General features: G+C 64.3%; 13 protein-coding genes and 3 pseudogenes. 9 read left to right on the forward strand and 7 right to left on the reverse strand.

From position 1 onward, the window contains the following. From CcI49_RS41455 to dndC, 5 genes and pseudogenes are all read right to left on the reverse strand, one after another. Window positions 1-586, reverse strand: a pseudogene (locus CcI49_RS41455) (hypothetical protein); the annotation flags it as partial. A 340-nt stretch (window positions 587-926) separates the two neighbouring features. Beyond that, a pseudogene (locus tag CcI49_RS44365) lies at window positions 927-1,105 on the reverse strand (IS630 family transposase); the annotation flags it as partial. Window positions 1,106-1,214: 109 nt separating this feature from the next. Beyond that, window positions 1,215-1,634, reverse strand: coding sequence for a DndE family protein (locus CcI49_RS08870; RefSeq protein WP_076825610.1), 420 nt, complete (start codon window positions 1,632-1,634; stop codon window positions 1,215-1,217). Continuing rightward, window positions 1,631-3,679, reverse strand: a complete 2,049-nt coding sequence (gene dndD, locus CcI49_RS08875) for a DNA sulfur modification protein DndD (protein ID WP_076825612.1) — start codon at window positions 3,677-3,679, stop codon at window positions 1,631-1,633. The genes CcI49_RS08870 and dndD overlap by 4 nt, the downstream gene beginning before the upstream one ends. After that, on the reverse strand, window positions 3,676-5,145 hold the full coding sequence (gene dndC, locus CcI49_RS08880) for a DNA phosphorothioation system sulfurtransferase DndC (RefSeq protein WP_076825614.1): 1,470 nt from the start codon (window positions 5,143-5,145) through the stop codon (window positions 3,676-3,678). Before dndC ends, dndD begins: the two co-directional genes overlap by 4 nt. An 806-nt stretch (window positions 5,146-5,951) precedes the next feature. Between dndC and CcI49_RS08885 the strand changes: the two genes are divergently transcribed. The 8 genes from CcI49_RS08885 to CcI49_RS08920 all read left to right on the forward strand — a co-directional run bounded on the left by CcI49_RS08885 (window position 5,952) and on the right by CcI49_RS08920 (window position 17,509). Continuing rightward, window positions 5,952-7,082, forward strand: coding sequence for an aminotransferase class V-fold PLP-dependent enzyme (locus CcI49_RS08885; RefSeq protein ID WP_083749384.1), 1,131 nt, complete (start codon window positions 5,952-5,954; stop codon window positions 7,080-7,082). Window positions 7,083-7,102: 20 nt separating this feature from the next. Next, window positions 7,103-8,557 carry a DNA phosphorothioation-associated putative methyltransferase gene (locus CcI49_RS08890; protein WP_076825618.1) on the forward strand — a complete coding sequence of 485 codons (1,455 nt, stop codon included), beginning with the start codon at window positions 7,103-7,105 and terminating at the stop codon, window positions 8,555-8,557. Between the two features lie 372 nt (window positions 8,558-8,929). Next, entirely contained in the window at window positions 8,930-11,113 is a 2,184-nt protein-coding gene (locus CcI49_RS08895) for a sigma factor-like helix-turn-helix DNA-binding protein (RefSeq protein ID WP_158230727.1), read from the forward strand. Window positions 11,114-11,115: 2 nt separating this feature from the next. Next, window positions 11,116-13,302 carry a DEAD/DEAH box helicase family protein gene (locus CcI49_RS08900; RefSeq protein WP_076825622.1) on the forward strand — a complete coding sequence of 729 codons (2,187 nt, stop codon included), beginning with the start codon at window positions 11,116-11,118 and terminating at the stop codon, window positions 13,300-13,302. Next, window positions 13,299-13,484 (forward strand): hypothetical protein, encoded by a 186-nt coding sequence (locus CcI49_RS41985; RefSeq protein WP_158230728.1) that lies wholly within the window; start codon window positions 13,299-13,301, stop codon window positions 13,482-13,484. Before CcI49_RS08900 ends, CcI49_RS41985 begins: the two co-directional genes overlap by 4 nt. After that, the gene (locus CcI49_RS08910) at window positions 13,484-15,610 is read left to right on the forward strand and encodes an AAA family ATPase (protein ID WP_076825626.1); all 2,127 of its coding nucleotides are present in this window, start codon (window positions 13,484-13,486) and stop codon (window positions 15,608-15,610) included. Before CcI49_RS41985 ends, CcI49_RS08910 begins: the two co-directional genes overlap by 1 nt. Before the next feature lie 8 nt (window positions 15,611-15,618). Continuing rightward, a complete protein-coding gene (locus CcI49_RS08915) occupies window positions 15,619-16,155 on the forward strand; it encodes a hypothetical protein (RefSeq protein WP_076825628.1) in 537 nt (178 codons plus the stop codon). An 841-nt stretch (window positions 16,156-16,996) separates the two neighbouring features. After that, window positions 16,997-17,509, forward strand: a complete 513-nt coding sequence (locus CcI49_RS08920; RefSeq protein ID WP_198955478.1) for a hypothetical protein — start codon at window positions 16,997-16,999, stop codon at window positions 17,507-17,509. A 309-nt stretch (window positions 17,510-17,818) separates the two neighbouring features. Here CcI49_RS08920 and CcI49_RS08925 read toward each other — a convergent pair whose 3' ends face one another. Both CcI49_RS08925 and CcI49_RS44370 read right to left on the reverse strand, forming a co-directional pair. Further along, complete coding sequence (locus CcI49_RS08925; RefSeq protein WP_076825630.1) at window positions 17,819-18,025, reverse strand: hypothetical protein; 207 nt, start codon at window positions 18,023-18,025, stop codon at window positions 17,819-17,821. A 737-nt stretch (window positions 18,026-18,762) separates the two neighbouring features. Next, window positions 18,763-18,864 (reverse strand): annotated as a pseudogene (locus CcI49_RS44370) (site-specific integrase); the annotation flags it as partial. A 142-nt stretch (window positions 18,865-19,006) separates the two neighbouring features. Between CcI49_RS44370 and CcI49_RS08940 the strand changes: the two are divergent. Beyond that, window positions 19,007-19,315 (forward strand): SDR family NAD(P)-dependent oxidoreductase, encoded by a 309-nt coding sequence (locus tag CcI49_RS08940; protein ID WP_347280109.1) that lies wholly within the window; start codon window positions 19,007-19,009, stop codon window positions 19,313-19,315. Window positions 19,316-19,344: the final 29 nt, after the last annotated feature.

Raw genomic sequence — 19,344 nt, forward strand, 5'->3', positions numbered from 1 at the left:
CTAGCAAGAGCGAACCCAATTCGCCATTGTCGTCGGAGCCGGGAATATCTTCCTCGTCCTCATCGGCCGAGTTGCTATCATCAAGCGAGTCGAGAAATCCGCCAACGATTGACTGGTCGGGAAGCTGCCTGAGTAGATTGTTTACGTAATCGTTGTCTGCGGATTTGCCTTGGAGCTCAGGTATGCGATTTTCAAGTTTAAGCACGACTCGCTCCATCAACTCGGCGAGGCCAAGGCCGTCAAGAACCTCCTCTCTGATTTCCAGATCGCCAAAACTGGAGTCTTCTGCAATTGGCTTGAAGGTAACCGAATGCTCGTCTTGCAATGCACAGAGTAGTGGGTTCTGTACTACGTTTCTGTCGTCATCAAAAAACTGAGTAAGCTCGCGGAGGCGCGCTTGGTTAAACTCGCGCTGGAATCCTACGGTCTCCGGAGATTCGCTGTCGCCGCTATCGACGCGGCGTCGCTGGGGAATGCCTACCCACTGCTCTATCTGAGTTGCTGGCGCGTCAAAAAGGAGCAGTGATTTACTGTTTTTCGTCTGTTGCGTCCTGTACGCAGCGTAGCGATAGGTACGTACAGTCACACTCGTCTCCAGATGGGCAGCGTCTGACTATGACCACACCACACTAGCGAAGTGCTGGCCGTGGTCGTTACGGTCTTACGAGGTTAGAACACGGTGAAGGTTGGTTGGTCCCGAGGAGGGATGCGCGAGGTGGTCGCGTCGCGGACCGCTCGGGGTCCTAGCTGGGGGTCTCACGCACGACGTGTCGGGCGAGCTCATCGCTGGGAGTCACGTCCTGCCCATGCTCCTCGAGATGGAGCCGTGCGAGAACACGAGGAGCCACTACAGCTCGCCCGGGTGCATGGCAATCAGCGCCATGCGATCTCGATGGCGCCTTCCATCGCGGGTTGCAAGGCCGGAAGCGCACCGTGTCCTCGTCTGCCTCGACTAGGCGCGCGATCGCCGGCGCACCGCTCGCCGACCCCATGATCAGAGCTCTGCGGACTCGGATCGAGCCGTGTCTCCCACAGCGCACGATCGCTTGGAGCTGTTGGTTTCCTCGTCGGTCAGCTTCCGCGCCCGCTGTCCTATCGGGTTCACTCGCCCGGATCGGCATCAGCTACCGATCCCGACGCTGCATCCGAAACCGCCCGATCCCTAGCAGCCCACCCGGCGTGTCCTCACAGCCCGGGAACGTTCGTGGTCAGTGCTAGAGAGCGTCGTCGGCAGCCTCCCCGAGGGCCAGTTTCGCGAGACTGGTGGAGTCCTTGATCTCGCGGTCGCCGGCCAGGTAGAGAAGGCCGCGGGCTATGTGGCGGTGGAGTTCGTCGGTCGCGGTCTGCTGGTCCCAGGGGAGGTTGTCCTCGCGGAGGCGTGCGACGAGGAGGAGCCAGGGCAGTTCGCCGAGTTGGCCGGAGACGAGGCGCCAGGCGATGTCGACTGGCTTCTCGGTCCATTCGGGCAGTGATGGCGGCCGAGAAGGTTCCGCCAGGGAGCGGCATAGCGCCCAGCGAAGTAGGACGTTGCGGTGACGGACGCCGGTGCGGCGGACAAGCGTCATGATCGCGTCTCGGATGTCTGCGCCGAAGCGGACCGCGTCGGGTGGTTCGAGGCGCGCTAGCTGGGTCATGCGTAGATCGCTTCCGATTCGGACTGTGCGCTCTGAGTCGCCGCCGACTTGTTCTTCTTCATCGCCGGACTGCTTGCCGGTAGAGGCAGTRGACCTTCGCGCACGACGGTTCCTTCCGGGGTCTGCGCTAGGTGCAGCGTGTGGCTGATCGACGCCTCAATCCGCTCAAGGGTCTCCTCGCCGACCTCGGTGTCAGTCGCAAGCACAATGACCTGGTGCGCGGCATTCGGTAGGTACTGTTCGGCAAAGCGGGCTCGGTGTAGGCCATCGAGTCGGCCCAGGGGTGTGTCGATGACCACGGGAAGAGGTCGGCTCGCGGCTCTGGCGAGGCCCCAGAGAAGCGCGACCGCGAAGAGCTGGCGTTCGCCTGCTGACAGGCTACCCGTCTGAATGTTCCGGCCGTCTGGCGCGATCAGCGTGAGTTCGTAGGTTGCCGGGTCGATGCGTACATCGGCAACGAGGTCGGTCTTGTGGAGGAGGGTCTGGCAGGCTTCGAGAACCTCGGCCTGGATGCGATCGGCGTGACGCTTGGTTGCTGCAACCCTGAGCTTCATGAGCGTGGCGCGTGCGCGGACCGAGTGTTCGACGAAACGGAGAGAGTCGCCCTCCATGACCTGGGCTTGGAGCAGGTCCTTGCGTCGGATCATGGCCCGTTCCTGGTCGCGTACCTTCGCCTCTACCACGGCATTTGCTTCCTTGGCGGTGGCTTCAGCCCGTTCCTTCACGGAAACGGTCTCGGTGAGTCGGGCGTTGAGATCCTCGATGACAGCGTGGTGTGGAACCGTGTCGCGGGTGCGCTCGGCATCGCCTGCCTGCAAGGTCGCTTCCTCGAACGACTCAATCAGTTTTTTGAGGTCCGTCCGGGTCGCCTGCAGACCTCGGCCGAGATACTGGTCCAGCTTGACGAGAGTCTCTGATGACATCCCGAGCCATGGTTCGGACTCGGTGGCGGCTCGCCGATCACGATCCGCGCTCATCCATTCGGCTACGGTGTCAATGGCTGGCTGCGCGATGTCACCGACGGACGCCAGTTCGCGCAGCAGGTCTAGGAGCCCGTTGTCTCGTCCAGCCAGAACACTGGCGATCAGCTTGCCATTTTCCTGGTCCTGTTCCTGGTGGGCTTGCTCAGCGAGCTTGCGTAGCTGCTCGGCGACCAACAGAAGCGGTGCTGAGCCCGCAGCGGCGTCCAGAAGTCGCACCCGGGCACCTGTGACGGCGTCTCGGGTCTCCTGCACGCGGCCTTCGAGTTTGGCGCGGTCGGCGTAGGCCCGTCCGCCTTCCTGTACCCGCTGTTCCTCGGCTTCAGCCAGGCGCTTCCTAGCATGGTCCAGTTCGGTGTGTGCCTGTTCGCTCGCGCTCTTTGCTTCGTCGATTTCCCGGGCGAGCACTTTGAGGTGTAGATCCACGCCCTTGAGCTGCTCCGCGGCGTCGCCTGTCGCGGCATCTGCGCGGCGTCGACGCTCGATGAGGTCCAGGTCGCCGACGAGCCGGTCAACCAGGTCCAAGCCCAGGAGTCCACCAATCGCGGTCCGGAGTAGTTCCCGGCTGGCTTCCAGATCCGCGAAGGCTTCGATCTGCTCACCATCGAAGAAAAACAGACCCGCGATGCCACGAGGAACCAGCGTTTCCACGTGCTCGGTCCATGCCTCCGCGAGGCCAAGGTCGACGCGGTCGTCAACGGTGACTTGAAGGTAGTCGCGGATTCGCCCGCCAGTCTGACGCCAGCTTCGACGGATACGGTATGTCCGTTCGACTCGGTCGACGTATCCGCGCAACGCAAGTTCCACTGCAGCATTGCCGCCTGGATCCGCGTTGTGGTGGATGGACCGGGCGAGGTAGGTCTCGTAACTGAGCCCGCGGCGGCTGGTGGGTGAGGCCAGCGGGCCATAGAGCGCGAGTTGCACGGCTTCAAGAAGGGTCGTCTTCCCGCTGCCGTTGAGAGCACCGATGACAACGACCGGACGGTGTTCTCTGGGGGCAAGGGGCACAACCTGCCGGCCCGCGAAGGCGCCGAAATCCTGGAGAACAATTTCATCGAAGATCACGACTGGTCCTCGTCGTCGATAGGCAGTTGGTCCGCACGATTACCGACCTCGCGGCGATGCTGTGCCCAAGCCACCGCGTCGTCTACGTCGGTGTAAAACCCCCGCTCGAGCGCCTTCTCTAGCGCTCCATAGACGCCGGTGCGGCGGACCATGTGGCGGTAACGGCGCTCGACGTCGAGGAGTTCGCGGACCGTCTCGAAGTGGAGGCGGTCGTCGCCGCAAATCTCCTCGAGGATGCTAAGTTCGACCTTGCCTAGCGGAAGGCGTTCGCCGAGGTCTTGGCCCGGATACGGCTCATTCGTGGCTTCCGTGTAGATTTCGGGAAGTCGGTCCTCGAATTCGTGTTTGTCGATGACCCAGAGCCGGCGGATCTCCTCCAGCTCGGCCAGCGTGATCAGATTGATGGTGCGCACAGGCTCGGGGCCATGCTCGCGTACATGGGCCTGGGCCTTCAGGAGCTTCCGAAGCCAGTCCTCGCGGGCATTCTGCGTGTAAGGACCGTGGATGGTTTGGGGTCGTTCCAGGTCGCCAACGTTCTTGGTGTTCACGCTGAATAGAGTGACGCGGCCGTCCATGCGTCGAAAATCGCGGAGCTTCCAGTCGTCGGAGGCATCGAGTTCGTCGCGGAGTCTCAAGAGCGGAAGCATCCACTCCTTCTCATCGTCGTTGACGATCATCGCCGTCATCGACTTGTCCTTCTCGACAAGCGTGCAGGTCCAGCAGCCGAAGCGACTGTCACCGCAGGAAGGAGTGCTGCTGTCGACGACCAGCGGGCACTCGCCGTCGGCCGAGGCACCCTGGTAGAGGGTGAGGAGTTCCCGGTTCGAGTAACCCCAGGGATTGTCGACCTGCATGAGGAAGGTCCAGATGTCGTCGCTGGTCCAATCCTCGACTGGCGTATAGACGAGGGAGTTGGGTAGTTTCGCGTTGGGTGACAAGCGGTCGCGCACGCGGCCCTGCTCCAGAGCAGCCATCACACGGGCACGGGTTATCGATTCGGCTTTGCGGGTACCCAACACAAGAATGGCCTCGCCGTGTCGGCGGACGACCCCGCGGATGAACTGGTTGCTGGGCCTGATCTTCAGCCGTTCGGTGCACCAGCGGAATTTCGGCCGGGGTGCGGGGTAGCCGCGGCCGATGAGGTTCACCCAGAAGGTGTCCTGGACCRCGGGCGTGAGCCGGTGGGGCTCGATCGGGAGACCAGCGACCTTGGCTGCGCTCCGGAGCACCTCGAGGCTCCGCTCGACCCAGGCGGCGACGATCGGGTTCTCGACGAGTGTGTCAGTTGTGATGACGTGGACCGTCTTCGTGCGGCGCTCGGCGGGCATCTTCGCGAGTGCCAGCCAGACAAGCTGTAGGACGGCCGTGCTGTCCTTGCCTCCGGAGTACCCGACGACCCAGGGAATATCGTCCTCGCCGTAAAGGCGCGCGATCTCGTCGAGCAGACCATCGACGACGACACGCATGCCATCGTCTGCGAATGCGGATCGCCGCGAAATCGTGACGGTGGTCGTGCGCCGCGATTCTTCCGAAGCCGCTTGAGCCTCAGTGCTGCGCGTTGCCATGCCGTCCCCTTCTCTATAGTCGTCCTGTTTCCAATTACAGCTTACCGTGTGCCGTCATCAATTGGCAACCCGGCGCCGACGTGGCTCGCCTTCTCTGCGAGTATTCTAGAAACGATCGACAAGTGTTCGCTGAAACATTGTATTCGGCTTCCCCACAGCACTACGTAGCTGCCGCCCTCGCGTCTGGCCTGCGGAACTCTCGCGCCGAGCTTATCGGCCCAGGGTGGCGCGTTAACATAGGTCGAGATCGACGCTGCCGGGAGCACGCACGAAGACAGAGGCAAAATCCAACGGCAAGGTGGCTCCGTGTGTCTGCAGGGTGTCACGGAGCAAGGAACACGTTCACTGTTAATTCGTCGCTGGGTCGATCGGAGCAGGCTGTTGTTCTGGCGTCCACCGGCTGCTTCGAGTCGCGGGGTAGATCGAGTGGCTCTGAACGGGCGTGGCCCCGCTGTGTGCTGTCGCCGGCCGGTTTCCGTCTCGACGGCGCGCGCGGAGGCCGCAGCCCGTCGAGCGAGACAGGCTGCTGCTGCGACCCGAGCGGGCGCTGGGGGGGCCTGGACGGCGGATGCAGTTGCCAGATCGCGCGACGCGATGGGGGTGGTCGTTGCCATCGCGCGCACTTGGGTCAAGCTACACAAGTAGCTCGTGCAGCTTGACCTCGGGCTAGCGGATGGGGCTGGACCTTGGGTTGGCGGGAGGAAGCGATGATCGCCTACTACGACACGTGCGCTACGACTGTGGTCGACGAGCGGGTGGCGGCGGAGGTCCTGCGGCTCATGACCGAAGAGTTCGGGAATTCGGGTAGTCGTACCCACACCTACGGGCAGGATGCGCTGGCTGCCGTCGGCCGGGCGCGTCGCCAGGTCGCGGACGTCGTCGCCGCTGATCCGAACGAGGTCATCTTCACCTCCGGTGCGACCGAGGCCGACAACATGGCGATCCTCGGCCTGGCACCCGAGGGGGAGCGCTCCGGTCGTCGGCACATCATCAGCTCCCCGATCGAGCATAGGGCGGTCTTGGAACCCCTCGGCAGGCTGCGAGAGCAGGGCTTTGAGATCGATCTCGTCCCGATCGACAGCAGCGGCAGGGTCGACCCGGCGGAGGTCACGAGGCGGCTGCGTCCGGATACCCTGCTGGTCTCCGTCATGCACGGCAACAACGAGACGGGTGTATTGCAGCCGATTGACGAGGTCGCTGCAGCGCTGGCCGGCAATCCTGTCCTCTTCCACGTAGACGCGGCCCAGACATTCGGCAAGGTACTGGAGCCATTGCGTAACCCCCGGGTCGACCTGATCAGCGTTAGCGCCCACAAGGTCTTCGCTCCTAAGGGCGTCGGCGCCCTCATCGCCCGGCGACGCAACTACAAGCGGCCACCTCTTACACCGCTCCTCGTCGGCGGCGGCCAGGAACGTGGCCTGCGACCGGGGACGGCGCCCGTCCCGCTGATCGCCGGGTTCGGCCTGGGCGCCGAGCTAGCCGTCGCCGAGCACGACACCCGCCGCAAGGAATGCCTGCGGCTGCGCACCCAGGTCCTCGAGGGTCTTTCCTCGCTCGACCCGTTCATCAACGGCGACCAGAGCGCCGTCCTGCCCCATGTGCTGAACCTCAGCATCCCCGGCGCGGACGCTGAGGCTGTCATGGTCGCCTGGCGCGACCTCGTGGCCATCTCCAACGGCTCGGCCTGCACCTCAGCCAGTTACGAACCCAGCCACGTCCTGCTTGCGATGGGCCTGAGCGACGAACAGGTCCGCGGAGCGCTCCGCATCTCCTGGTCGCATTTCTCACCCGCCGTAGACTGGGCGGAGGCCGCAGCCCGAGTACGCGGCCTGTTCTAGGAAGACACTCTCTACAGGCCATGACGTCAGCAGCCGCCACGCCGACGATCCACCGTGAACGCACCGCGATGGTGCGCGCCGGCCTGTCGGTACCGGCCCGCACCGCGCTCGCAGACAGGATCTTCGATGGCCGGTCAGTTCTCGACTACGGTTGCGGCCGGGGTGGCGACGTCCGCCGGCTGGCGGCAGAGCAATTAGACGTCCGCGGCTGGGACCCTCATCACCAGCCAGACCCACCGCCGTCGCCTGCCGACGTCGTCTTACTCAGCTACGTCCTCAACGTCATCGACGACCCCGCCGAACGTGCCCGCACCTTGGCCGCTGCCTGGGATCTGGCGAGGGTCTGTCTGGTCGTCGCGGTGCGTACGCATCATGACGCTCGTAAACTCCAGGGAACCGCGCATCGCGATGGTCTGCTCACCTCGCGAGGCACGTTCCAGATCCTCTCCCATCCGGAAACGTTCGCGACCTGGGCACAGCAGATCGTCCCTGTTCGCGCCGTGACCACTCGGCCAGGCCAGCTCTACCTCTTCCGCACCAACGAAGCCCGCGCGCGCTACTTCGCCTATAGATATGCCGCAGCCCCCGACCCGGCCGGTGGCACGGACATTCTGACTGACCTGGCTGCCTGGCTCGGTCACCATGGCCGGCCGCCCAAGGATGACGAGGCGCCTGACCTGGTTCGGCGAGTGGAGCAGCAGTTCGGCACCATGACCCGTGGCGCCAAGGCTGCCGGTGGGCTGTTCRGGCCGGACGACCTCGCGTTGGCGCAGAAACGACGCAAGACCGATCTGCTGGTCGTCCTCGCCATGGATGCATTCCACGGCCGCTCCCAGTTCAGTGACCTGCCACCGGCCCTGCGCTACGACGCCCGCTTCCACTTCGGGAGCTACCGCGATGCCACCCAGCGTGCCGACCAGCTCCTCGCGGCCCTTTCCCGTCCCGAGTTCATCCGCAAGGCCACTCACGCCAGCCGGCTCGGCAAGGTCACCCCGACCGCGCTCTACGTCCACACCGACTGTGAACCGTCCCTAAGCGCAGCACTCCGCGTCTACATCGCTTGCGCCGAGCTGGTCGCCGGCCGCCCACCTCAGTCCAACATCCTCAAGCTTCACCACGACCGCGCCGCTGTCTCGTTCCTCGAGTACCCCGGCTTCGACACCGACGGCCACCCCAAGCTTGCTGCGTCGATGCTCGTCAACCTCGCCCAGATGAAGATCGACCRCCGCGACTACACAGCCTCGGCGAACCGTCCGATCCTTCACCGCAAGGAGGAGTTTCTCCCCTCCACGCACCTTCGCCGGGACCTTTACGCCCGCCTGACCCGGCGCGAGGTCGCCGCCGGCCTTTACTCTCAGCCACACCTCATCGGCACCGAAGACGGCTGGAACAAGATCCTCGCCGCCGCCGGCCTTCGCCTCGCGGGCCATCGTCTGCTGAAGGCTGCCCCCGAAACCCAGCCGACGGTGTCATAACTAATTGCCCTAATCGATCTCTGGATGCATCCAAGCGTGGAGCCCTCCACCTCTCGCGATCAATATGCGACTGGTTCCTCGGACGTCCGACCAGACTGCGACTGACGCGCGCGGATCAAGGCAACGAGCTGTGCTCGGAGAGCCGCGTGCCCTCGCTGGCGACCGTGCCCGACGGGCAAGGAGCGAGACGGTCCCCGATCAACGGGGTATCTGACGTCCATCAGGTGGCTGGCGTGCATGCTCGTAGCGGTGGGAGCCCGCGCTGATGCGGACCCAAGGCCGTCGTACCCCTGACGTAACCTCATTACCAGTTCCGTGGGGGAGGTGCGCGGCTCGATGGTGACACAGGGGGACCCTTCGCGGGAGAATGACGTGCACCAGTACCTTGACGGCGCTGAGCGCGCCTCGAACAGCACCCCTAACTGGCGGTCTGGGGTGGTCCGCTTCAGTGGATCGATGTACGAGGGTGGGCAGGGTCTCCGGGCCGCTGCGCGCCGTTCCAGAGGAGCGCTGCACGAGGTACGCGCGACTCTGGCCAAGGCGCTCGCCGTCAACGAAACGGCGCTGCAACCGCAGCCGTCGCAGAGCGCCGAGCAGGCACAACCCAAGCCGCGGCCGGACAACGCTCAGGCGCAAGTTCGCGATGCGCTGGCGACAGTGATCGCGCAGCAGTCGCCGGGACTAGCCGGCGTTGCTGGCGAGGTTGCCCTGGCCGTACACCCGTGGCCCGACGTTGCGGTGACGCGGCAGTTCCGTGAGGCTGTCGCGGAACAGCTCAACCCCTGGCTGAATGCGCGCCACCCCGACGTCCGCGAGGTCACCACCGACCGATTGCGCCGGCTAGCTGAAGTGTTTCGTGACCACTGCCTCCCCAGCACTGCCCTGGCCGAGTTGGAGGATGCCGCAGCCAGACTGACCGACATGGCCACGGCTCGGACGCCCTATCCTGCCGGCGAGGTGCCGGTGCCGCCCCAGCTGCTGGCGGCCGGGGAACCCGCTCCGGCCGGCCAACCGGCCTTGGCGGCCATAGCGGCAGGCAGCGCGACCGTCGACACGGCGACGCTGGCTGTGGTCATGGCGGCTGTCGCCCGCACGGGTTCCTCGGATCTCGGGGTCGTCCTCGGCTCCTCGCCGGTAGGTGTCTCGGTCGCTGCCCTGGTCCGGACGACAGGTCTGGTCGAGCTGCTGCAGCCGTTCGACGACTGGATCGGCGGACTGTCCCCGCGCGAGCATGACATCCTCACGCGGCGGATTCTCGCCTTCGGTGAGGTGCCCACTCTTGGCGAGCTCGGCGTTGTTTGGGGCTGCAGCCGGGAGCGGATCCGGCAAGTCGAGACTAAACTTGACGACCACGTGGCGGCGTTCCGATCTCGCTGGAACGATCTCGCGCCGGCATTTGAACCCCTGCGCGCCGTGATCTGGCCTACGAGAAGTTTCGAGCTGGCGTGCATGGCCATGGGCTCGGGATTGGCGCATCCGACCGCGGTAGCCATGGCCGCCGCGCGAAGCGCCGGGCCCTGGAACCACCAGCAGGGCTGGACTAGCCACCCATCTCTCAAGGCACGCCTCGACGAAGCTCGGCTACGGGTGCGTGACGGCGCGGACGAGGTCGGGCTGCTGCCCGAAGACGCGCCATCTCACCTCGACGGGCTGTTCGCCACGACCGACGATCGTGACAAGTATCTCCATTCGATTCTTGGGATCACCCGGCTCAGCGGATACTGGGCACTGCGAGAAACGTTGCGCGCACGCGTCCTCGCGGCGCTGCGCCGGCTCGGACGCCCGGCGACAAAGGAGGAGATCGCTGAATTCGCGGGCCTTAATCCCGAGGAACAGGACATCGGTGGCACGCTGTCGAACATCGACAGCGTCGTGCGTGCTGACAAGACCCACTGGGGTCTGAGGGAGTGGGTCGACGAGGCATATGACGGCATTGTCGCCGCGATCGGTCGGAGGATTGATGCCAACCAGGGGTCGATCGCGGTCGCCACGCTCCTTGACGAACTTCCCCACCAGTTCGGCGTCAAAGCGAGCTCGATCATGGCGTACCTGGCGACCTCGGTCTTCGTCGTCGCGGACGGGGTCGTCCGGCGCGCGGAGGGCGACTCTTTCGTCCCGTCATCGCCAACCCGGTGGGCCGACACCTTCCGTATCGACGGGTTGTGGGGCCAGCGCATTCGCCTTGAGGAGCGACATTTCCGCGGCTACTCGATGAAAATCCGATTCGACGTTGCATACGCGAATGGCGTCCGGCCCAACGACGACCTGCGGGTCCCAGTCGAAGACACAGACCATGAGGCGAGTGTCATCTGGCGACCTCACGACGCCGGCGGCGCCGTCGACGTGGGTCGCGTGACGGCTGTACTCACCGAGGGCGGCTACACAGCCGGCGATCAGGTGGTCATCTGTCCGAGTCGAGAGCGCGTCCGGATCGCCAGAGCGGACTCGTCCTGCGTGGAGGACCCCCGGGTAGCTGTCGCGGAGCCGACCGCCCGCGGAGAAAACACCGACGGCGGCTATAATGACCCGCTGCTTGACCTGCTGGGGGGATCGTGACGGTGTCCGGCCTCTCGGGCCGAGAGTGGAAGAGACGTTACGAGTCGCCGCCCGACAACCTGCTCGAGATCTTCTACAAGCCGTCGTTTGCGAGGTCGGTACGCTACGACCGGGCGGTCGGGTTCTTCTCGTCGAGCCTTCTTGCCCAGATCGCGCCTTCGATAGACGACTTCGTGCTGCGTGGCGGGCGGATGAGCCTGATCACCTCGCCCGCGAACCTGAGCGATGCGGACCTGCTCGCTATGGGTAAGGGCGAGGTACTCCGGGAGCGGCTGCAGCAAGACCTCATGGCCGCGGCCGCTGCGGTCGTGCCCTCGCCGATCCTGCGGGATCGGCTCAGCCTGTTGACCTGGATGATTGCACATGGGCGGCTCGACGTACGGATTGCGCTGCGGGAGCACGCCGATCACTACTCGCTGTTCCACGAAAAGATCGGCGTCTTCACAGATTCCGACGGCAATTGGATGACCTTCACTGGGAGCCCGAACGAGACGACCGCGGCCATGCGGGAGCACTCCGAATCCTTCCCGCTGCACCGAAGTTGGCTGAGCGAAGACCAGCGTGGCTATGCTGATGACGAGCGGCGACGCTTCGACAACCTGTGGCGCGACGCGGTAGCCGGTATCCGTTTCTGGTCGGCTAACGAGTGGATTGAGGAGCCGTTGCGTCGTGCGGTCGGCATGCGCGAGCCGTCGGTGCGCATCGACCGTCCCAGATCCGCAGAGTCGCCCGACGACATCCCCGTCAATCGCATGAGCCTACTCCCCGTGTTTCCGGATGGCCTTCAGCTCCGCGACTACCAGAAGGATGCCGTCAACGCCTGGCTGACAGGACATGGCCGCGGTACCTTTGCCATGGCGACTGGCACTGGTAAAACCATCACTGCGCTGACCGCAGCCACACGAGTCGCGGGCCTRGCCAAGGAGACCAACCGGCCGCTGCTCGTCCTCGTCGTGGTGCCGCTCGTCGACTTGGTCCACCAATGGAAGCGGGACGCCGAGCGGTTTGGCTGGCGCCCGGCGCTCGCTCACGGCGACATGACCGCCGCAGAGGAAACGTATCTGCGCACCGTGCTCGCTGCCGCGCGGTCCTCGGTCGGCCGCCGCGCGGAGATGGTTATCACGACGGCGGGCAGCCTGACCCCGCGTGCGACGGACGTAGACCACTTCCTACAGCGCCAGCTCCAGCAGCATCCGGGAAGCCTACTCGTCATCGGGGACGAGATGCATTCGCTCGGGACTCCGGCTCGACTCGCGGCGTTGCCGGAGCATGCCACCTTTCGACTGGGTCTGTCGGCCACGCCGAAGCGTCACGGCGACGAGGAGGGCACAGCCGCGTTGCTCGACTACTTCGGGCCTCCTGTCGTGAGCATCGGCATTAAACAGGCGATCTACGACTACGGCGCCCTCGTTGAGTATGACTATTACCCGCTGCGCATCGATTTCGCCGACGACGAGCTTACCGAGTACCGTGCACTTTCTAGCAGAATCGCCGCCGCCTTCGCCCGGCCCGACAAAGCGGGGCTCGACGGCCTCATCCGCCGACGTAGCCGGCTTACCCAGCACGCGTCCGGAAAGCTCAGCCGACTGCGGGCGTTGATGACCGCCGGGCTAGCGACCTCCTCACGCCAGATCGTGTACGTCGCCGAAGGCAAGGATCCCTCGACGGAGCTTAACCAGCTCGCCGCCGTGGAGGAGATCCTGACCGAGGAGTACGGGATGCGGGTGGCCCGCTACTATGGCGCTACTGAAGCCGCGGAACGAATAGACTTGCAACGCAGACTGGCCGACGGCGAGCTTACCGCATTGATCGCGATGAAATGTCTAGACGAGGGCGTAGACATCCCGTCGGCGCGAGTGGGCATCATGATGGCCTCCACCCAAAACCCGCGGCAGTTTGTCCAGCGCCGAGGCCGTCTTCTCCGTAAGGACCTTGCGAGCGGCAAAACACATGCAGAGATCTACGACTTCGTCGTGCTGCCCCCTCCGGACCCAGAGGGTGTAAGCGAGTCCGAGAAGACTCTCGTCGGCGCCGAGCTGGGTCGCGCCGTCGAACTCGCTGACGCCGCGCGGAACTCCGAGATGCGTTATGACCTGATCGAGTGGGCCTACGAGTACGGGCTTGATCCCGACCGCTATACCTGGATGAACCTTGAGGGCAGCGACGAGATGGAAGTGTGGACCGGATGATTGAGTTCGAGCAGAAGATGGCCGAGCTGTCGAACAAGCTCTCGCCCGCGGCCAAGGCGCTCATGCGTGACGTGCTCAAACTCGAATGGGACCACCGGTTCGGCGCACGCACGAAGCTTCCCGAAGAGTTCGCGACCAAGGCGCTGAAGTCCGTCACGATAGGATCCGGGAGCGTCGCCTGATGCGCTTCGAACGGATGACCATCCGAAACTGGAGGTCCTTCTACGGCGACCACGAGATCGAGTTCAGTACCGACCCGAACCGCCCGGTCACGCTCCTCCTTGGCCCGAACGGTGCGGGCAAGACTGCGCTACTGAACACCTTCACCTGGGTGATCTACGGGAAGTTCACCAAGGGATTCCTCCGTGAAAATGACCTGATCAGCCACGAAGCCCTGGCTCTGGCGGAGGACGAAACCACTGAAGTCACGCTTGTCTTCACCGACGGCGGCCGCAGATTCACCGTTCGGCGAGTCGCGACCAAGACCCAACAGGATGCTGGGACCAGCAGCCTGTTCGTAACAGTCGACGGGAGAGCGGGAACGGAGGAGGAGGTACACCGGATCCTACCCGACGCGCTCAAAGATCTGTTCTTCTTCCCGGCAGAGACGTTCGGCACGGCAGAGGTGCTCCGCTCGTCCGATCCGAAGGAGCCGGGTGGCGATCTCCAGATCGATAGAGCAATTAGGACCTTGCTCGCCAGCGATGTATACGGCAATGCGGTCAGCGATCTGAAAGCGGCCACCAAGGTTGGGGCCCTTCGCAGCAAGGGCCGGGTCACCGACGCAGCGCTTGCCCAAGCAACCGTCGACTTTGAAGACGCCGACAAACGGCTCGTAGAGAAGGAGCGTGAACTCGGCGAGTTGCCGGCCCAGGTTGAGGCGGCGTTGGCCGCAGCGGTGAGGGCGGAGGCAGTGGCAGAGCAGTACGACCGCGAGAAGATCAGAAAGTGGGGTGAGGAACACCAGCGTAAGATCGACGCCGTCAACGCGGCGCAGAAGGACGTGGAGAAAGCCAACGAACTCTACGTTAAACTCGCGCGCCACGCCTACGCACACTTTGTCGAGAAGGCAGTGACCGCCGCGGTCGGGCGGCTCGACGCCGCCGAGCAGTGCGGCCTGATCCCGCCCAGGATCGACGGAGATATCCTGCGAAGGACTCTTGACGAAGGACGCTGCTTACTCTGCGGCGAGAAACTTAACGATCACGCTATGGGTCGGGTCCAGGAACTGGAGCGCAGCGTTGCCGACTCCCGAACGGCGATGCGTGGCTTGGAAGCGCGGACCTCGCTGAGAAATCACCTTAGTCAGAACAGGACGAATCTGGACGGGCTTCGCGGCGATGTGGCGGCGTTTGCCGCTCGTTTCGAGAATGTAGGAATGCCTGCTCCCGATGCCGACCTCGTCCACCTGCGCGCAACTGTGCATGAGTGTATTGAGCTCGCGGACCGTTACCTCGGCCGTGCGCACAATGCAAAGGCCAGCTTCGAGAAGCAGGAAGGTCCCGAGCAGCCGTCAGACGACCCGTTTAAAAAGGCTCGCATCAAGCGGCTCAAGGCCAGCGATCTCCAAGAGCGGCTTCAGGAGCTTCCGGGTATTGTCAAGGGCTATGAACGGACTCGTAATGACAAGCTTGACGCCATGCATCGCAAAGCCAAGGGCTCGAGAGCTGCGACTGATAGGGCAGCGGCGATCAAGCTGCTTGACGAGGCACGGATCTTCTTCGAATCAGCCCTCGATGGGTTGACCGAGTATGGCCGCACGGACTTCGAGAAAGCGATCAATCAGACGTATGTTGAGCTCGTCAGGAAGCCTTACGAGCTCAAAGTCGGCGATGACTTCCGAATCTCGATCTTCATGCGGAACACCTCCCAAGAGGTGGCTCCCTCCCAGGCGGAGAACGTCCTGCTGCTGATCGCTTTCCTTGGTGCCATCGCCCGGCTCGCTCCGGTGTACCTGCGGATCGCAAGCCAGAAGAAGCAGTTCACGGAGGTCGGCAAGGTGCAGACTTCCGCGGCGGAAGGCTTCCCTGTGGTCATCGACTCGCCAGTCACCCCGCTCGACGAAGAGTACGAACTTGAAGTGGTCAAGGCGCTGCCGCATCTTCTGCCACAGATTGTAGTCCCGGTGTCCGCGAAGTCGGTCGCAACCTGGGAGACCATTACAGGCCATGTCGGCAGCGTCTATATTCTCGAGCTAACTTCGAGCGAGCAGAGCGACCGCGTCGTCCGCTGGGGCGGGAAAGACTGGGTCTATAGCCGACGCGACGATTCCGTCATGACCCGCACCCGAATTGTCAGGGTGGGTTAAGAATAGCGATGGCGAATGTCCATATCTACCCTGAACACCAGGGCATCCTTAACGGCTTGGTTTCCACTCACAGGGTCGCCTCTCATGAGGGCAGGACGGAGACGGGCCCTTTCAACTCATACCGAGACGCCTACGTGTTCGCGGCGTCGCTTGGAGTGGCGCTTAACCAGCCGACCTCCGAGAGCGCTATGCCGACGTCGAAGAGGGGCTCCACCGACATCCACGACACGACCTTCCTTGACGCAGACGGCGCCCGTGAGCTGGTCTTTACGGTCATCTTGCTCCAGGGGCTCGACGACCACGACGTCGCTGAGAACGGGCTGCGGGTACAGCTTGAACGGATCGCAGACACGGACAAGGGCGAGTCGCTTGCGCTGCTCGACCGGTATGCCTATGCCGGCTTCGAGTGGTTGAAGAAGACCACGAAAGACGTCGGTACGACCCGTGAGCTCGTAATGGAGGCGATCGACAAGGTCGTAAGTGTCGACCACGCTCCGGTGGACTTTCTAAGCCAGAAAGATCCGCTCCTGAAGTTCTTGATGTAGTCGGGATTCTCTGATTGGTGTATTCTCTGGCCTGACCTCTGATCCAGTTTTAGATGACCAGAGAGGGTGGGATGGCGTCGCTGCGTAGAGTGGATGCAGCGCTCTAAACGCGCGCTGACGGTTGTGATTACTTGGCAAAGACGGGTCAAGCGGGTAGTGGCCTGGCCACTACCCGATTGAGAGCTGCGCCGGGCACCCGGGCCGTGCAGGTCATCCGGCAGCTGCGGCTGATGTGTCGGTGGCGGACGTACGGCAGCGTCGCCCTGCGTTTTCGCTGGTAGGAGGCCTGCTTGTGCGTTCGGGGATCCTGGTCACGGGCCCAACGATGGTGGGGTGGCGGTTCGGGTTGTCCTCGGTCCTGTCCACCGTCACCACCAGGCATACTGAATCCCCCCAAGGATCTTGGCGGGATTCGTGGTCTCAGTCTTGGTCTCAGACACCCCTCCACCCGGTCGGCGGCAGCGCGGTTGCTGGCGGGTCGTCCTCCTCGCAGGCCTTGTTCGGCGTCGGCGAGAGCAGTCCGCCGACTAGGCTAGGTCCGCGCTGCCGGTCCGAACCTCGGTGGGCACGTGCTGGATGTCCAGCTGTTCGGAACAGGGGGCTATCGATCGGGCCACGAGCGCCGCCGAGGGTGCGGACTGGCCCCGGCAAGCTCGCTCAACGGCTACTGGGTAGCGTCTCCTTGGTGGATGTCCACCTCATCAACGACATACCCGATGGCCTGACCYGGCGAGCTCGAACGTTTGTAGCCGCGCATGGTGTCAGGATCGACGTTCGGCCCGTTGAGAGGAACAGGCAGTGGTGGCTTGAGCGAGACATTCCCGCAGTAGTGATCGACCGAATGGCTGCCTACCAGAAGCGATGGGGCGGTCTGGTTTTGCCACCCGCATTGCAGTACGACGGTGGCCCCAAATACCTCGATCCGGACTCGCCCGAATCAGATTCCGCAGGTTGGTGGTTTGAAGCCGGGATGCAGCGGACCGCAGTCCCATACTCGTTCATGATTAGTCCGTCTGGTGAGTTTGGCATTCAAGCAGACAGATGGGCGCCTCTCCACACGACCGTCCAGGGCTGGGTGGAATCGCTCGCACTTGCGCATCACGTATCCATGTGCGCAAAACAGGTCACCAGGCTCGTCGGCGATGACGTCAATGGCATCGAGCTGGACGGCTACGAGCCGGTGCCCGAGGTGATGGGCCTGGCAGACACCTGGTGGAGGGGGACCGACTCGCTGGTGGCGCTCTATACAGGGGAGGCCATGTCACTCGAGTTTCCCAAGGGTCGTATCGCATTGATCTACTCCGGCCTTGATGAGTGGGGACTACGAGGAGGCGTCGAGGTAGGCGATGGCTGAACTCCTCGAGGGTCGAGTGCAAGTTCTGAGTGCTGTCGTGGGCCAGGTTTATCGAGCGAGCGATCTCTCCTTCAAAGACGGCTCCCCGGCTTGGGGATCTGACGGCAACGGGCGTGGACGCTGGTGAACGGGCATGGACGACCGGGCCGGGAGACACAGACCCAGGGACGACCGTGGACAGTGGCGGAACCAGCGGCCATTTGAAAAGCAAAGGTCGGTGGTTCGACCCGCCCCTGCCCACCGTCATATACAGGCAAGGCAGGAGCCACCGGCGCCGCCGGTGGCTCCTTGGTCTCATTTGCCCCCCGGCTACCCCGTTGGGGCCAGAACGCTGGCCGCGCAGTCGTCCCCCTCGTCGTCCGGGCTCGGCGTCTGCCAGAGCAGGCCGCCGACTAGATCGGCGATCCTGGTCAGGACTTCCGCAGGCACGTCCTGATAGCGGGTGGCCATGCTTGCCTGCGACCAGTCCATGACATCCGTGACGGCACGGGTCGGCACCTTGAGAACCAAGAGCATCGGTAGTCGACCCAGACATGGGCGCGCCGTGGACCCGGGACGTCGGGCCGTGGGCCGCGCCCGGCACCGGGCCCCGTACGGTCACCCGGCAGCGGCAGCGGCAGCGGCAGCGGCAGCGGCAGCGGCAGCGGCAGCGGCAGCGGCGATCGGTGTGTCGGTTGTGGACGTACGACGGCATCACCGTGCGTCTCCGCTGGTAGACGTCCTGTTCGTGTGGTCGGGGATATTGATCACGGGGCCGGGGATGGTGGGGTGGCGGTTCGGGTTGTGCCCGGTCCTGTCCACGCGATCGACCTTCCTCTGTTCGGCGGTCTTTGACCACCTTCCCGGGCTCTCGCGCCATGCTGGCCCAGGGGGGCTACCCCCTGGAACCCCCGCCTCAGGGGGCTTCGCCCCCCGAACCCCCCGGCCGCTGCGCTTCGCGCGAGCGGCTTTTCTTCTTTAATGTGCGGGCGGAGGCCGCCGGCAGCGCCAGTGGCCTCGTTGGTCTCAAATCTGGGCTCAGTTGCTCTTTGCTACCTTGCTACGGTCAGGGCCAAGTGCCGGCCGTGCCGTCGTGTCCCTCGTCGTCCGGGCTTGGCGTGTGCCGGAGCAGATCACCGACCAGATCGGCGATGCCGGTCCGGACCTCGCTGTGCACGGGCTGCTACCGGGTAGCCGTGCTCGGCGCACGCCGGCCTCGGTGCAGGCTGCGCCATTCGCCTTAGTCGGTCGCGTCGAAGGCGAACGGCTCGCGGCTTGGCGATGGCCGGAGGGTTCTTCACGATCCAGCGACGCCGCTCGGCCTCGTTCAGAGCGGTCCGCGAGGTTCGGTGAATCTGGTGGATCGTTGCGGGCTTCAGGTTGTTCATGGGTTAGTCCTCAGGGAAGCATGACCTGCGCACCAACTATCTGGGCACACTGCGGATCACCCGAGCGTTCGTGCCGGCGTTGAAGGCCAACGGCGGTGGGGCGATTGTCAAACTGCTCACCTGATCGGCGCTGGCACCGGTTGGCCCGATGGCCGGCTACAGCGCCTCCAAGGCCGCCGTGCACTCCATGACCCAGGCCCTGCGGGCCGAGCTGCGCGGTACGGGCATCACGGTTGTGGGGGCGTACCCCGGTGGCATCGRCACTGACATGCTCGCCGGGGTCGATGCCGACAGGGCCGCGCCCGAGGTTGTCGCCGCGCGCATCCTCGACGGCGTTGCCGACGGTGACAGCGTCGTGTGGCCCGACGACGCCTCGGCCGGCGCCGGTTCGGTGTACCTGGCCGACCCGGTCCGGCTGGAGGAGATGCTGGCTGGTTGACCTGGGCGCCGCCCTCGGAAGAGGGCGCA

Source organism: Frankia sp. CcI49, assembly GCF_001983215.1.
GTDB classification, from domain to species: Bacteria; Actinomycetota; Actinomycetes; order Frankiales; family Frankiaceae; genus Parafrankia; species Parafrankia irregularis.

Bases quoted from the DNA above. Each gene is read 5' to 3' on its own strand.
- CcI49_RS08870 (WP_076825610.1), bottom strand. From the start codon at position 1,634: ATGACCCAGCTAGCGCGCCTCGAACCACCCGACGCGGTCCGCTTCGGC.
- CcI49_RS08885 (WP_083749384.1), top strand. From the start codon at position 5,952: ATGATCGCCTACTACGACACGTGCGCTACGACTGTGGTCGACGAGCGG.
- CcI49_RS41985 (WP_158230728.1), top strand. From the start codon at position 13,299: ATGATTGAGTTCGAGCAGAAGATGGCCGAGCTGTCGAACAAGCTCTCG.
- CcI49_RS08910 (WP_076825626.1), top strand. From the start codon at position 13,484: ATGCGCTTCGAACGGATGACCATCCGAAACTGGAGGTCCTTCTACGGC.
- CcI49_RS08915 (WP_076825628.1), top strand. From the start codon at position 15,619: ATGGCGAATGTCCATATCTACCCTGAACACCAGGGCATCCTTAACGGC.
- CcI49_RS08920 (WP_198955478.1), top strand. From the start codon at position 16,997: ATGGCTGCCTACCAGAAGCGATGGGGCGGTCTGGTTTTGCCACCCGCA.
- CcI49_RS08925 (WP_076825630.1), bottom strand. From the start codon at position 18,025: ATGCTCTTGGTTCTCAAGGTGCCGACCCGTGCCGTCACGGATGTCATG.